We start from the raw sequence: 13,450 nt of genomic DNA on the forward strand, positions 1-13,450 counted from the left end.
TGCGGATGGGCCCCGCCCTTGCTGCTGATGCGCTCGTTGTTGACGACGAAGTGCCTGGCAACCTTGCCATCCAGCGTCTGCATCTGGAACACCAGGTCCTTGCCCTTGAGCTGCTGCTGGAATGCCGGATTGTTACGGCTGGCCCTGGCCATCAGCAGCCCCATGGCCCAGAGAAGAAAGCGGAACTTCATCGACGCGCCTCGATTGAAAAGTGACTAAGTTGCGCAGTTTATCCTCTTAACGACCTGATTATGCAAGTTCGCAGCAGTTACTGCGTGTAAAGCACAACGGGCGCCATGAAGGCGCCCGTTCGGGATCAACGCGTCGTCAGCGCAAGCTTACTTTTTCTTGGCGGCCTTGCTAGGCGCGGCCGGGGGATTGACGCTGTCCTTGAGGTTCTTGCCTGGCTTGAAGGCCACGGTGTTGCTGGCCTTGATCTTGACCGGCTCGCCGGTTTGAGGGTTCTTGCCGGTACGTGCACCGCGATGGCGTTTTTCGAAGGTGCCGAAACCGACCAGGGTCACGGTGTCCTTGTCCAGGGCACCGGTGATGCTGTCGAGAATCGCGTTCAAAACCTGATTGGCCTTTTCCTTGGTCAGATCGGCCTTTTCGGCGATGACGGCGGCGAGTTCTGGTTTGCGCATAGTGAAGCCTCTTTGACGGAATTCTTGTTGTTATGCCGTGCTGCCTTTAGGAGCAGCGCTCAAGGCACCGCAGGCTCTAATCTGCGGCAGACGGGAGTGAGAATGGCACGTGCTCAGAGGCCGCGCCAGTATCAGGCCGGCCATTGTGCGGGCAACAACAGGATAAATCCGACAGAACGCCCTCTATTTACGCCATTACCGGTGGCAACTGGCGATTCAGTGACAGCTTGTCCATCACGGCTGCCCCGGTCAGGGCATAGCCCAACAATTTGCCGTCAGCGCCATGGCAGAGCACCTTGAGGTCACTGCCCTGCCCCTCCACCTGCCAAGTCCCTTCGTTGCCCAGAGGCGGTGGCGAAACCACCAGCGGGCAGGCCGGGGTTTTCACGGTAATCGGCATCGGCCCGTAGGCAACCGCGGTCGGCTTGCCTGCCAGGGTTTGGGCCAGTGCCCGCGCACAACTCATCAGCGGCATCACATAGAGCAGGTTGATGCCATCCACTTCGGCACAGTCACCCAGGGCAAAGATGTTGGCGTGGGACGTGCGCAACTCGCGGTCTACGCTGACACCACGATTGGTCCGCAAGCCGGCTGCGGCGGCCAGGTCGGTACGCGGGCGCAGGCCGATGGCCGATACCACCAGGTCGCACGCGATCACGCTGCCATCCGACAGGTGCGCCTCCAGGCCTTGAGCTACCTGTTGCAGGCGGGTCAGCACCGGCCCCAGGTGGAAGCTTACGCCCAGGCCCTGCAGCCCAGCCTGCACCGCCGCTGCGGCAGCCGGGTGCAGCAGCGTCGGCATGACTTGTTCGCATGGCGCCACTACATCGACCTTGAAGCCGCCCAGGCTCATGTCGTTGGCGAATTCGCAGCCGATCAGGCCGGCACCGAGAATCAGCACACGCTGCTTGCCGACGGCGGCGGCACGGAAGCGCGCGTAGTCTTCCAGGTCGTTGATCGGGAACACCAGGTGGCTGCCATCACCCTCGATCGGCACCTGCACGGTCTGTGCGCCCCAGGCCAGCACCAGGTCGCGGTATTCCACGGCCTCTTCGCCGATCCACAGCCGCTTGTGGCCCGGGTCGATGCCGCTGATGCGGGTGTGGGTGCGGATTTCAGCGTTCAGCTGTGCGGCCATGACGCCCGGCTCGGCCATGCACAGGCCGTCGGCGTCCTTCTGCTTGGCAAAGCCCATGGACAGCATGGGCTTGGAGTACGAACGACCGTCGTCGGCGGTGATCAGCAGCAGCGGCGTCTGCGCATCGAGCTTGCGAAATTCACGGGCCAGGTTGTAGCCCGCAAGGCCGGTACCAATGATTACCACAGGGGACGTCATGTCGTGCTTTCCTCGATTAGCCGATGGAGATCATTTCAAAATCGCTTTTGCCGACGCCGCAGTCGGGGCACAGCCAGTCTTCAGGCACATCTTCCCAACGGGTGCCAGGGGCGATACCGTCGTCGGGCCAGCCTTCGGCTTCGTCGTAGATCAGGCCACAGACAATACATTGCCACTTTTTCATGGGGGTGGATTTCCTCGGTTCAGGCTTGGTTTCGTGTTGCTGCTGAGGGCCCTCTCGCAGGTGCCGACGCGCAATTCATGGGGGGCTTTTTATCGGCCCTGCCCGCAGTATGCAAGCACTCGGGGCAATCATGCTAAGCTCGCCGCCTCTCTGGTTGTAACAAGCAGACCGACGTGTCGTACGAATCCCCGCTAGCAGCCGCTGTCGCGTGGCTGCCGTATTCACAGCTGGCGACCGACATCGACCAGCCTACTCTTGACTGGCTGTTCGACGAGGGCTCGCTGACTCGCCGCCTGACCCGCCTGTCCTTCGATCACTTCTCCGTCACCCCGCTGTTCGAGGGCTGGCAGCCGCTGCGCGATGACGAATGCCAGGCGCTGGGTATCGCCGCCGGCGCCGAAGGCTGGGTGCGCGAGGTGTACTTGCGCGGCCATGGCCAACCTTGGGTGTTCGCCCGCAGCGTGGCCAGTCGCAGCGCCCTGGAGCGTGGTGGCCTGGACCTGGAAACCCTGGGCAGCCGCTCGCTGGGCGAGTTGCTGTTCTGCGACCAGGCATTCATCCGCCACCCGCTCGAAGTGTGCAGTTATCCACAGGCCTGGCTGCCGCCCGAAGCCGCCCATGCGGCGCTTTGGGGCCGCCGCTCGCGCTTCGAGCGTGACGGCCTGGACCTGCTGGTGGCAGAAGTGTTCCTGCCGGCATTGTGGCAAGCGGCCAAGGAGGAAAACCGCTGATGTACCTGCAACTGCTCAAGTCGCTCAACCGCCTGCACCCGCGGGCCTGGGACTTTGTCCAGCTCAGCCGCATGGACCGCCCGATCGGCATCTACCTGCTGCTGTGGCCGACGCTGTCGGCAGTGTGGATTGCCGGCAACGGTTCACCGACCCTGGCCAATGTGCTGATCTTCGGCCTTGGCGTGGTGCTGATGCGCGCGGCCGGCTGCTGCATCAACGACTTCGCTGACCGCAAGGTGGATGGCCACGTCAAGCGCACCGCCGACCGCCCCCTGGCCAGTGGCCGCGTGCGGCCACGCGAGGCGCTGGCACTGTTTGCGATGCTGGTCGGGGTGAGTTTCCTGCTGGTGCTGTGCACCAACAGCCGCACGGTCTGGCTGTCGTTCGGCGCGGTGGCGTTGGCGTTCTGCTACCCGTTCATGAAGCGCTACACCTACTACCCACAGGTGGTGCTGGGGGCGGCGTACTCCTGGGGTATTCCCATGGCTTTCACCGCCGCAGGTGGCGAATTGCCGGCCAGCGCCTGGCTGCTGTACATCGCCAACCTGTTATGGACGGTGGGTTACGACACCTACTACGCCATGGTCGACCGCGATGACGACCTGAAGATTGGCGTGAAGTCCACGGCGATTCTGTTCGGTGACGCGGACCGCAACATCATCCTGACCTTGCAGTTGCTGTCGCTGGGGTGCTTGTTGTTGGCGGGTAGCCGCTTTGACCTGGGGGGCTGGTTCCACCTGGGGCTGCTGGGCGCTGCGGCGTGCTTTGCCTGGGAATACTGGTCGACACGCAAGCTGGACCGGGAGTCGTGCTTCAAGGCGTTTCTGCACAATCACTGGGCGGGGTTGCTGGTGTTCATTGGGGTAGTGCTGGATTACGCGTTTCGCTGAATAGGTTGGGGCCGCTGTGCGGCCCCGGCAGTTTCAAGGCTTGGCGACGTGCCACACGTCTTTGACGCCATCACCCGTCATGTCCCCAGCCTTCTTGTCCTTGACGAAGGTATACAGCGGCTTGCCGTCATAGGCCCATTGCATCGAGCCGTCATCACGCTTTATCTGCGTCCACTTGCCCTCGGCTTTTTCGCCATCCATCACTTTCAGCGGCGGCCAGTTGGTGGCGCAATCGCCATTGCACATCGACTTTCCACCCGCATCCTTGTCGAAGGTGTAAAGGGTCATGCCGGCATGATCGACCCACATGCCGTCCTTCTCCATGGCATGGTGGGCGGACGCCACCCCCGGAAGCGCCAGCGCAGCGAAAAGGGCCATCCAGCTCAGCGTTTGTCGTGTCATTGGATTCACCATTGTTTCGGGGGAATTGAGTTCGGGTTGCCGCGATTGCGGCCCTTTCAAGCCTAGTTCAGTCATGGAATGTCGCCAGAACGGCCAACACCCTGTCACACAGCTGCAATAATTCCGTTATCTAATGCGGGCCAAGACACCGAATCCAGGAGAGGTTTTGAGCATGGTTGGCAGGAACATTCTGATCGTCGACGACGAAGCGCCCATTCGCGAGATGATCGCCGTTGCCCTGGAAATGGCCGGCTATGACTGCCTGGAAGCGGAAAACTCCCAACAGGCCCACGCGATCATCGTCGACCGCAAGCCGGACCTGATCCTGCTCGACTGGATGCTGCCGGGCACCTCCGGCATCGAGCTGGCCCGCCGCCTGAAGCGCGATGAGCTGACGGGCGACATCCCGATCATCATGCTCACCGCCAAGGGCGAAGAGGACAACAAGATCCAGGGCCTGGAAGTGGGTGCCGACGACTACATCACCAAGCCGTTCTCGCCGCGTGAGCTGGTTGCACGACTGAAAGCCGTGCTGCGCCGTACCGGCCCGAGCGACAGCGAAGCACCGATCGAAGTCGGCGGCCTGCTGCTCGACCCGATCAGCCACCGCGTGACCATCGACGGCAAGCCGGCCGAGATGGGCCCGACCGAATACCGCCTGCTGCAATTCTTCATGACCCACCAGGAGCGCGCCTACACCCGTGGCCAACTGCTGGACCAGGTGTGGGGCGGCAACGTATACGTCGAGGAGCGCACCGTTGACGTGCACATCCGTCGCCTGCGCAAGGCGCTGGGTGAAGCCTACGAAAATCTGGTACAAACCGTCCGGGGCACTGGCTACCGCTTCTCGACCAAGAGCTGATCGAGTTCAAAAGCGCCAAGCTGCACGTCGTTGTACAAGGACCGTCAATTGAACCAGAACTGGCATGCAACCCTGATTCGCCATCTGCTGTTGCTGATTACCGTCTGCCTGATCGGCGGGCTGGTCAGCGGCTACTATGGCTGGAGCCTGGCCATTGGCCTGGCGCTCTACCTGGGCTGGACCCTCAAGCAACTGCTGCGCCTGCATGACTGGCTGCGCAATCACCAGCCCGACGAAGCACCGCCCGATGGTTACGGCCTGTGGGGCGAGGTGTTCGACAGCATCTACCACCTGCAACGCCGCGACCAACGTGTTCGGGGCCGCCTGCAGGCCGTGATCGACCGGGTGCAGGAGTCCACCGCCGCGCTACGTGACGCAGTGATCATGCTCGACAGCGACGGTAACCTGGAATGGTGGAACCGCGCTGCCGAGACCCTGCTGGGCTTCAAGACCCCGCAGGACGGCGGCCAGCAAGTGACCAACCTGGTACGCCACCCGCGCTTCAAGGAATACTTCGAGGCAGAAAACTACCTCGAGCCGCTGGAAATCCCTTCGCCAATCAATGACCGCATGCGTGTGCAGTTGCACATCACCCGTTACGGCAACAACGAACACCTGATGCTGGTGCGCGATGTCACCCGCATTCACCAGCTGGAACAGATGCGCAAGGACTTCGTCGCCAACGTGTCGCACGAGCTGCGCACGCCGCTGACGGTGATCACCGGCTACCTGGAAACCCTGCTGGACAACGTCGAAGACGTGAACCCACGCTGGAGCCGCGCACTGCAGCAGATGAGCCAGCAAGGTTCGCGCATGCAGACCCTGCTCAACGACCTGTTGCTGCTGGCCAAGCTGGAAGCCACCGATTACCCCTCGGACAACCAGCCGGTGGCGGTCGATGCCCTGCTCACTGCCATCAAGGGCGACGCCCAGGCCCTGTCCGGGCCGCGCAACCAGCGCATCAGCCTGGAAGCTGCGCCTGGTTTGAAGCTCAAGGGCAGCGAGTCGGAGCTGCGCAGCGCCTTTTCCAACCTGGTATTCAACGCGGTCAAATACACTCAGGACGAAGGCAACATCCGCATCCGCTGGTGGGCCGATGCCCAGGGTGCGCATCTGTCGGTGCAGGATTCGGGGGTGGGCATCGATGCCAAGCACCTGCCACGCCTGACCGAGCGTTTCTACCGTGTAGATTCCAGCCGTGCGTCGAACACCGGCGGTACCGGGCTGGGGCTGGCAATCGTCAAGCATGTGCTGATGCGCCACCGCGGCAAGTTGGAAATCAGCAGCGTGCCGGGGCATGGCAGCACCTTTACCTGTCACTTTGCGCCGGCACAATTGGCCAACGGCAAGGCTTGAGGGCCTCGGGGGCTGCTTTGCAGCCCATCGCGACACAAGGCCGCTCCTACACGGGATCGCGGTCTCCTGTAGGAGCGGCCTTGTGTCGCGATGGGGCGCAAAGCGCCCCCAAAGAATCCATCGCCCTTTGCTTTTGCGGCCCCAGCCGCTACATTGGATCCCCTGTGCCAGCAAAAGCTGGCACTTTTTTTCTCTATCTCAAAGACGGACCCCGTAAAAACTCCATCATGGACCCTTCCCCTGGTATCAGTCTCACCTCGTTATTCGCCGACTTCGGCATGATCATCTTTGCCTTCCTGCTGGTGCTGCTCAACGGCTTCTTCGTTGCCGCCGAGTTCGCCATGGTCAAGCTGCGCGCCACCCGCGTAGAGGCCATCGCCGAGCAGCACGGCTGGCGCGGCAACATCCTGCGCAAGGTACACAACCAGCTCGACGCCTACCTGTCGGCCTGCCAGTTGGGCATCACCCTCGCCTCGCTGGGCCTTGGCTGGGTGGGTGAGCCCGCCTTCGCCCACCTGCTGGAGCCGCTGCTGGCCTACTTTGGCGTGGACAGCGCCGAGCTGGTCAAGGCGATCTCGTTCTTCGTCGCCTTCTTCGTCATCTCGTACCTGCACATCGTGGTTGGCGAGTTGGCCCCCAAGTCCTGGGCCATTCGCAAGCCAGAACTGCTGTCGTTGTGGACGGCCGTGCCGCTGTACCTGTTCTACTGGGCAATGTACCCGGCCATCTACCTGCTCAATGCCAGCGCCAACACCATCCTGCGCATTGCCGGCCAGGGCGAGCCCGGCCCGCACCACGAGCACCACTACAGCCGCGAAGAACTGAAGCTGATCCTGCACTCCAGCCGCGGTCAGGACCCAAGCGACCAAGGCATGCGCGTGCTGGCCTCGGCCGTGGAAATGGGCGAGCTGGAAGTGGTCGACTGGGCCAACTCGCGTGAGGACATGATCAGCATCGACGCGCATGCGCCGCTGAAGCAGATCCTGGCCCTGGTGCGCCGCCACAAATTCAGCCGCTACCCGGTGTATGACGCCGAGCGCGAAGAATTCACCGGCCTGCTGCACATCAAGGACCTGCTGCTAGAGCTAGCTGAGCTTGAGCATTTGCCCGAGACCATCGACCTGGAAGACCTAGCCCGGCCACTGGAGCGCGTATCGCGGCACATGCCGCTGTCGCAACTGCTGGAGCAGTTCCGCAAGGGTGGCGCGCATTTCGTCCTGGTGGAGGAAGCCGACGGCAAGGTAATCGGCTACCTGACCATGGAAGACGTGCTGGAAGTGCTGGTAGGCGATATCCAGGACGAACACCGCAAGACCGAACGCGGCATCCTCGCCTACCAGCCGGGCAAGCTACTGGTACGCGGCGACACACCGCTGTTCAAGGTCGAGCGTCTGCTGGGCATCGACCTCGACCACATCGAGGCAGAAACCCTGGCCGGGTTGATCTACGAAACCCTCAAGCGAGTGCCTGAAGAAGAGGAAGTGCTGGAGGTCGAAGGGCTGCGCATCATCATCAAGAAGATGAAAGGGCCCAAGATCGTGCTGGCCAAGGTACTGAAGCTGGATTGAGGGCCATGGGGCTGCTTTGCAGCCCCAAACATCTCAGGGGTTACCCGCAGTAAAGTCGGGCAACCCGCTGATTGGCCTGTCGAACCGGTAAGGTATCGACTCCAGCGCCAACCCCACATTGCGCTGCACCACGAAATGCAGGTGCGGCCCTGTGCTGTTGCCGGTATTACCCGACTTGGCCAGCATCTGCCCCTGCCGTACCCGCTGCCCCTCCGCCACCACCACCGAGCCACGCATCAGGTGCAGGTAAACGCCCATGGTGCCATCCGGGTGCAGGATCCTGACAAAATTGCCCGACGGGTTGGGCTCGCGCCCGCTCTGGCTGTTCTGCATCTTCACCACCACCCCTTCCCGCGCCGCGATGATGGGCGTGCCTTCGGGCATGGCGATATCCATGGCATAGCGCCCCTTGGGTCCAAAATGACTGACACGGCCATTGGGCCCCTGGGTGACGCGGAACGGCCCGCCGATCCACGGGAATGCATAGCGAAAGCCCTGGGGCCGTTTGCCTGGGTCACCCATGGCCTGTAGCAGGGTCGAACGGTAGTTCAGCAGCAGCCCTGGCCGCCCCCTGAGCACGCTGAGCATCTGCGTGGTGCGCGGCGGTAGCAGCCGGCGCACGATACGCGGGGCATCGCCGCCTTGTGCGTTCACCAGGTTGTCCAGCCGTAACTCGACCTCTACCGGCACATGCAGCTCGTTGCGTGCCGAGAAGCTCACACCACCGTCGAAGGTTTTTGCGTTAAGCAGCACCTGGCCTTCGAGCGTTTCGACCATGGGTTCGAGCAACACCAGGGGCTTGGCGCCGGGGCCGGGCCGGTCGGAGTAAGAGATCACACCGGATTCGTCAGTGATCTTGTAGAGCGTCACACCCAGGCTCGACGCCGAGGCCATGAGCATTGCACAGAACAGCAGCAGGCGCGCGGGCATGATAGTGGCTTTTTGACAGTTATGATCTGTCGAAGCCTAGCAGCGGGTTCTGTGGCGGGTATTGCAGTTGGTCGGATGGCGCAGGAGCAGCCCTGTGCTGCCCCTGCCCCTGCCTCAGGCGCCGGGGGTGAAGTGCTTCTGCGCAGTCCCTCGGGCAATCAGCCGCGACAGGTAGTCGAGCTTCTGGGCATCCTGGTCGACGAACTTGAACGTCAACTGCAGCCAGTCACTGTCAGGCTTGGGCTCCAGCGCCGCGACAGCATGCAGGTAACCGTTCAGGCGAGCGACTTCGGCGCTTTCGCCCTGCTCCAGGTCCAGCACCGCACCTTCGAGCACCTGTGGCAGCGCTTCGCTGCGGCGTACCACCAGCAGCGCTTCTTTCAGGCTAAGCGCCTTGATCACGCACGGCTGCATGCCACTGGCCAGGCGCAGCTGGCCCTGACCACGGCCGCTCGGCGCGCAGGCAGCAGGTGCGGGCGCCGTGACCAGAGGCTTAGCCGGTGCTGGCGCAGGCGCCGAAACCTTGACCGCTTCCGGCTTGCCGGCGGTCAGCGCGTTCAACGAATCGTTCGCGAACGCCGAATTGGTACGCGCCGGGCCAATAGCCATCAGGCTGTCGAGCTTGCCGATCTTGGTCAGGGCTTTTTTCACCTTGGTCAGCAGTTGTTCGTTGGTGAACGGCTTGCCGACAAAGTCGGAAACGCCCGCCTGGATCGCCTGAATGACATTTTCCTTGTCGCCACGGCTGGTCACCATGATGAACTGAAGGTGCTTCAGCGCAGGCTGCTGGCGGCACCAGGTGAGCAGCTCCAGGCCGGACATTTCCGGCATTTCCCAGTCGCACAGGACCAGGTCGAACGCTTCCTTGCCGAGCATGGCCATGGCCTTGCGACCATTGACCGCGTCGTCGATGGCCATGCCCGGGAAGGCATTGCGCAGGCACTTGCGGACCAGGTCACGGATAAACGGGGCGTCATCCACGACCAGCACATTCACTTTACTCATCGATACTCCTTCTGAATCCCGACTAGCCTACTGCCAAGTACTGGCCATTTGCTACAACCTGGTCACGCCGGGATCGTTCGCGGGTGCCTGCCGGCTCTCGACCGCAAACGAAAACGCCCGGCCAAGGCCGGGCGTCGATGCTCGGGAGCAACCTTATTTATCGTCAGATTCACCTGGAACATTAGCCTTTTCGCCGTCGACGACAGCAGTGCCCTGCACTTCTGCAGTCATGCGCTTGAGGCCCATGTGCCGCACGTCGGTGCCGCGCACCAGGTAGATAACCAATTCGGAGATGTTGCGCGCATGGTCGCCAATACGCTCCAGCGAGCGCAGCACCCAGATCACGCTCAGCACCCGCGAGATAGAACGCGGGTCTTCCATCATGTAGGTCACCAGCTCACGCAGCGCTGTCTTGTATTCGCGGTCGATGGTCTTGTCGTACTGGGCCACCGACAACGCCAGGTCGGCATCGAAGCGAGCAAAGGCGTCCAGCGCATCGCGGACCATGTTGCGCACCTGGTCGCCGATGTGGCGCACCTCGACGTAGCCGCGTGGCGACTCGCCTTCTTCGCACAGCTGGATAGCGCGGCGGGCGATTTTGGTCGACTCGTCACCAATGCGCTCCAGGTCGATCACCGACTTTGAAATGCTGATGATCAGGCGCAGGTCGGAGGCCGCCGGCTGGCGGCGGGCGAGGATGCGCAGGCACTCCTCGTCGATGTTGCGCTCCATCTGGTTGATCTGCTCGTCGACCTCACGCACTTGCTGGGCCAGGCCAGAGTCGGCTTCGATCAGCGCGGTCACCGCGTCGTTGACCTGCTTTTCCACCAGTCCGCCCATGGCCAGCAGGTGGCTGCGCACCTCTTCGAGCTCGGCGTTGAACTGCTGGGAAATGTGATGGGTAAGGCTTTCTTTGTTGATCATCATTCGCTCCGCGAAGAAGCTGCAAGCTTCAAGTAGTTCGTCTCGTTCCCTGGCGGGTCGGGCTTAGCCGTAGCGCCCGGTGATGTAGTCTTCGGTCTGCTTCTTCGCCGGGTTGGTGAACAGGGTATCGGTATCGCCGAATTCGACCAGTTTGCCCATGTACATGAACGCGGTGTAATCCGAAACACGGGCCGCCTGTTGCATGTTGTGGGTCACGATGACGATGGTGTACTTGGATTTCAATTCGTAGATCAGCTCTTCGACCTTCAACGTCGAGATCGGGTCCAGCGCGGAGCAGGGTTCATCGAGCAACAGCACCTCCGGCTCCACGGCGATGGTGCGGGCGATGACCAGGCGCTGCTGCTGGCCACCGGACAGGCCCAGCGCCGACTCGTGCAGGCGATCTTTCACCTCATCCCACAAGGCCGCGCCCTTCAACGCCCATTCGACGGCTTCATCCAGCACGCGCTTCTTGTTGATGCCCTGGATGCGCAGGCCGTAGACGACGTTCTCGTAGATGGTCTTGGGGAACGGGTTGGGCTTCTGGAACACCATGCCCACACGGCGGCGCAGCTCGGCCACGTCTTCGCCCTTGCGGTAGATGTTGTTGCCGTACAGGTTGATGGCGCCTTCCACGCGGCAACCGTCAACCAGGTCGTTCATGCGGTTGAAGGTGCGCAGCAGGGTCGACTTGCCGCAGCCGGACGGCCCGATGAAGGCGGTCACGCGCTGCTTGGGGATGTTCATGCTGACGTCGAACAACGCCTGCTTGTCGCCGTAGAACAGGCTCAGGCCCGGTACTTCGATGGCCACGGTTTCTTCGGCCAGGCGCAGGCTCTGCTTGTTGCGGCCCAGGGCAGACATGTCGATGCCGTGGGTATGGGAATCTTGCTGCATGGTCAACTCCATACGCTATCAATTCGTTTCAAAGGGCCGCCCGGCGTTCGGGCGGCACGCTTGCAATCAGGGTCAGCTGTCCAGCGCCTTGTACTTCTCGCGCAGGTGGTTGCGGATCCACACGGCCGACAGGTTGAGGGTGGCGATCACCAGCACCAGCAGCAGCGCCGTGGCATATACCAGCGGCCGCGCGGCTTCGACGTTCGGGCTTTGGAAGCCGACGTCATAGATATGGAAGCCCAGGTGCATGATCTTCTGGTCCAGGTGCAGGTACGGGTAGTTCCCGTCCACCGGCAGCGACGGCGCCAGCTTCACCACACCCACCAGCATCAGCGGCGCCACTTCACCGGCAGCGCGGGCCACGGCGAGGATCATGCCGGTCATCATGGCCGGGCTGGCCATTGGCAGGACGATCTTCCACAGCGTTTCCGCCTTGGTCGCACCCAGCGCCAGCGAACCTTCACGCACGGTGCGTGGGATACGCGCCAGGCCTTCTTCGGTCGCCACGATCACCACCGGCACCGCCAGCAGTGCCAGGGTCAGCGATGCCCACAGCAGGCCAGGGGTGCCCAGGGTCGGCGCCGGCAGTGCTTCGGGGAAGAACAGGCGGTCGATCGAGCCACCCAGCACGTAGACGAAGAAGCCCAGGCCGAACACGCCGTAGACGATCGCCGGCACACCGGCCAGGTTGTTCACCGCAATGCGGATCAAACGGGTCACCGGGCCTTGCCTTGCGTATTCACGCAGGTAGACAGCGGCCAGCACGCCGAACGGGGTGACGATCACGGCCATGATCAGGGTCATCATCACCGTACCGAAGATGGCCGGGAAGATACCGCCCTCGGTGTTGGCTTCACGCGGGTCGTCGCTGAGGAACTCCCAGACCTTGGCAAAGTAGGTGCCCAGCTTGGTGAAACCGGACATGCCGTTCGGCTGGATGGCGTGCACCACCTTGCTCAGGTTGATTTCCACTTCACGGCCATTGCCATCGCGCGCCACCAGGCTGTCGCGGGCGAAGGCCTGGTGCAGGCCGGTCAGGCGGTCTTCGATGGCCTTGTAGCGGCTGTTCAGCTCGGCGCGGTCGGCGTCCATGTCGGCCTGGGCGGCAGCGTCCAGCTTGCCGTCCAGTTCCAGCTTGCGGGCCTGCAGGCGTAGGCGCTCGAGGCCATGGTTGATGGCACCGATGTCCTTCTTTTCCAGTTGCTGCAGCTCGCCATTAAGCTGGTTGGCACGCTTGAGACGGGCTTGCAACTCGGTCCAGGCTGCAGGGCCTTCGGCAACCACGCGGCCTTGTTCCTTGACGCTGACCAGGTAGCCGTAGAAGTTACCCCACTCGCGGCGCTCCAGGGCCATCAGGTCGGCCGGGCGCTGTTCGTCGACCAACCAATCGCCAACCACCCAGGTGAAGTCGCTGCCGTTGAGGTCGCGGTTACCCACCTTGATCAGCTCGCGGGTCATGAACTCCGGGCCTTGGTCCGGTACCGGCAGGCCGGCGCCCTTGAGGCGGGCACGCGGCACCTCTTCCTTTTGCACCACTTCGCCGATAACGATGTGATCAGCCTGGCCCGGCACCTTGTAGGTGGCCTGGACAAGATCGGCCGGCCAGAAGTGGCCCAGGCCGCGCACGGCGATCACCGCCAGCAGGCCGACGGTCATGATCACCGCCATGGCCACCGCGCCGCCGCTCATCCAGACGCCTGGGGCGCCGCTCTTGAACCAGC

General features: G+C 62.7%; 14 protein-coding genes and 1 pseudogene. 5 read left to right on the forward strand and 10 right to left on the reverse strand.

Annotated elements, in window-relative coordinates; translation table 11 throughout:
* The 4 genes and pseudogenes from APH35_RS09985 to APH35_RS10000 all read right to left on the reverse strand — a co-directional run.
* Positions 1–191, reverse strand: a pseudogene (locus tag APH35_RS09985) (helicase); the annotation flags it as partial.
* Between the two features lie 147 nt (positions 192–338).
* Positions 339–644 carry an HU family DNA-binding protein gene (locus tag APH35_RS09990; RefSeq protein WP_012274843.1) on the reverse strand — a complete coding sequence of 102 codons (306 nt, stop codon included), beginning with the start codon at positions 642–644 and terminating at the stop codon, positions 339–341.
* Between the two features lie 187 nt (positions 645–831).
* Complete coding sequence (locus tag APH35_RS09995; RefSeq protein WP_012274844.1) at positions 832–1,980, reverse strand: NAD(P)/FAD-dependent oxidoreductase; 1,149 nt, start codon at positions 1,978–1,980, stop codon at positions 832–834.
* 16 nt (positions 1,981–1,996) lie between these two features.
* The gene (locus tag APH35_RS10000; RefSeq protein WP_003253349.1) at positions 1,997–2,164 is read right to left on the reverse strand and encodes a rubredoxin; all 168 of its coding nucleotides are present in this window, start codon (positions 2,162–2,164) and stop codon (positions 1,997–1,999) included.
* Between the two features lie 173 nt (positions 2,165–2,337).
* Between APH35_RS10000 and APH35_RS10005 the strand changes: the two genes are divergently transcribed.
* Both APH35_RS10005 and ubiA read left to right on the forward strand, forming a co-directional pair.
* Positions 2,338–2,895 (forward strand): chorismate--pyruvate lyase family protein, encoded by a 558-nt coding sequence (locus APH35_RS10005; protein WP_012274845.1) that lies wholly within the window; start codon positions 2,338–2,340, stop codon positions 2,893–2,895.
* Positions 2,895–3,785 (forward strand): 4-hydroxybenzoate octaprenyltransferase, encoded by an 891-nt coding sequence (ubiA, locus tag APH35_RS10010; RefSeq protein WP_012274846.1) that lies wholly within the window; start codon positions 2,895–2,897, stop codon positions 3,783–3,785. The genes APH35_RS10005 and ubiA overlap by 1 nt, the downstream gene beginning before the upstream one ends.
* 33 nt (positions 3,786–3,818) lie before the next feature.
* On the opposite strand, the gene APH35_RS10015 is transcribed toward ubiA, so the two are convergent.
* Complete coding sequence (locus tag APH35_RS10015) at positions 3,819–4,187, reverse strand: COG4315 family predicted lipoprotein (RefSeq protein ID WP_060493970.1); 369 nt, start codon at positions 4,185–4,187, stop codon at positions 3,819–3,821.
* 172 nt (positions 4,188–4,359) lie between these two features.
* Here APH35_RS10015 and phoB point away from each other — a divergent pair, with 172 nt between their 5' ends.
* The 3 genes from phoB to APH35_RS10030 all read left to right on the forward strand — a co-directional run bounded on the left by phoB (position 4,360) and on the right by APH35_RS10030 (position 7,973).
* Complete coding sequence (gene phoB, locus APH35_RS10020; protein ID WP_003253341.1) at positions 4,360–5,049, forward strand: phosphate regulon transcriptional regulator PhoB; 690 nt, start codon at positions 4,360–4,362, stop codon at positions 5,047–5,049.
* 48 nt (positions 5,050–5,097) lie between these two features.
* Positions 5,098–6,405 carry a phosphate regulon sensor histidine kinase PhoR gene (phoR, locus tag APH35_RS10025; RefSeq protein ID WP_012274848.1) on the forward strand — a complete coding sequence of 436 codons (1,308 nt, stop codon included), beginning with the start codon at positions 5,098–5,100 and terminating at the stop codon, positions 6,403–6,405.
* A 227-nt stretch (positions 6,406–6,632) separates the two neighbouring features.
* Positions 6,633–7,973 carry a hemolysin family protein gene (locus tag APH35_RS10030; RefSeq protein WP_012274849.1) on the forward strand — a complete coding sequence of 447 codons (1,341 nt, stop codon included), beginning with the start codon at positions 6,633–6,635 and terminating at the stop codon, positions 7,971–7,973.
* 33 nt (positions 7,974–8,006) lie between these two features.
* Here APH35_RS10030 and APH35_RS10035 read toward each other — a convergent pair whose 3' ends face one another.
* The 5 genes from APH35_RS10035 to pstA all read right to left on the reverse strand — a co-directional run bounded on the left by APH35_RS10035 (position 8,007) and on the right by pstA (position 13,418).
* A complete protein-coding gene (locus APH35_RS10035; protein WP_060514723.1) occupies positions 8,007–8,903 on the reverse strand; it encodes a peptidoglycan DD-metalloendopeptidase family protein in 897 nt (298 codons plus the stop codon).
* 114 nt (positions 8,904–9,017) lie between these two features.
* Positions 9,018–9,908 carry a response regulator gene (locus APH35_RS10040; RefSeq protein ID WP_060514724.1) on the reverse strand — a complete coding sequence of 297 codons (891 nt, stop codon included), beginning with the start codon at positions 9,906–9,908 and terminating at the stop codon, positions 9,018–9,020.
* A 153-nt stretch (positions 9,909–10,061) separates the two neighbouring features.
* The gene (gene phoU, locus APH35_RS10045; RefSeq protein WP_012274852.1) at positions 10,062–10,832 is read right to left on the reverse strand and encodes a phosphate signaling complex protein PhoU; all 771 of its coding nucleotides are present in this window, start codon (positions 10,830–10,832) and stop codon (positions 10,062–10,064) included.
* Between the two features lie 63 nt (positions 10,833–10,895).
* Positions 10,896–11,729, reverse strand: coding sequence for a phosphate ABC transporter ATP-binding protein PstB (gene pstB / locus APH35_RS10050; RefSeq protein WP_012274853.1), 834 nt, complete (start codon positions 11,727–11,729; stop codon positions 10,896–10,898).
* Positions 11,730–11,801: 72 nt separating this feature from the next.
* Positions 11,802–13,418 carry a phosphate ABC transporter permease PstA gene (gene pstA, locus APH35_RS10055; RefSeq protein ID WP_176729470.1) on the reverse strand — a complete coding sequence of 539 codons (1,617 nt, stop codon included), beginning with the start codon at positions 13,416–13,418 and terminating at the stop codon, positions 11,802–11,804.
* Between the last annotated feature and the right edge of the window lie 32 nt (positions 13,419–13,450).

The sequence above is a fragment of the Pseudomonas sp. NBRC 111132 genome, assembly GCF_001320565.1.
GTDB classification, from domain to species: Bacteria; Pseudomonadota; Gammaproteobacteria; order Pseudomonadales; family Pseudomonadaceae; genus Aquipseudomonas; species Aquipseudomonas putida_P.

Coding starts and splice junctions, on each gene's coding strand:
- APH35_RS09990 (WP_012274843.1), bottom strand. CDS start 644: ATGCGCAAACCAGAACTCGCCGCCGTCATCGCCGAAAAGGCCGATCTG.
- APH35_RS09995 (WP_012274844.1), bottom strand. CDS start 1,980: ATGACGTCCCCTGTGGTAATCATTGGTACCGGCCTTGCGGGCTACAAC.
- APH35_RS10000 (WP_003253349.1), bottom strand. CDS start 2,164: ATGAAAAAGTGGCAATGTATTGTCTGTGGCCTGATCTACGACGAAGCC.
- ubiA (WP_012274846.1), top strand. CDS start 2,895: ATGTACCTGCAACTGCTCAAGTCGCTCAACCGCCTGCACCCGCGGGCC.
- APH35_RS10015 (WP_060493970.1), bottom strand. CDS start 4,187: ATGACACGACAAACGCTGAGCTGGATGGCCCTTTTCGCTGCGCTGGCG.
- phoB (WP_003253341.1), top strand. CDS start 4,360: ATGGTTGGCAGGAACATTCTGATCGTCGACGACGAAGCGCCCATTCGC.
- APH35_RS10030 (WP_012274849.1), top strand. CDS start 6,633: ATGGACCCTTCCCCTGGTATCAGTCTCACCTCGTTATTCGCCGACTTC.
- APH35_RS10035 (WP_060514723.1), bottom strand. CDS start 8,903: ATGCCCGCGCGCCTGCTGCTGTTCTGTGCAATGCTCATGGCCTCGGCG.
- APH35_RS10040 (WP_060514724.1), bottom strand. CDS start 9,908: ATGAGTAAAGTGAATGTGCTGGTCGTGGATGACGCCCCGTTTATCCGT.
- phoU (WP_012274852.1), bottom strand. CDS start 10,832: ATGATCAACAAAGAAAGCCTTACCCATCACATTTCCCAGCAGTTCAAC.
- pstB (WP_012274853.1), bottom strand. CDS start 11,729: ATGCAGCAAGATTCCCATACCCACGGCATCGACATGTCTGCCCTGGGC.
- pstA (WP_176729470.1), bottom strand. CDS start 13,418: ATGAGCGGCGGCGCGGTGGCCATGGCGGTGATCATGACCGTCGGCCTG.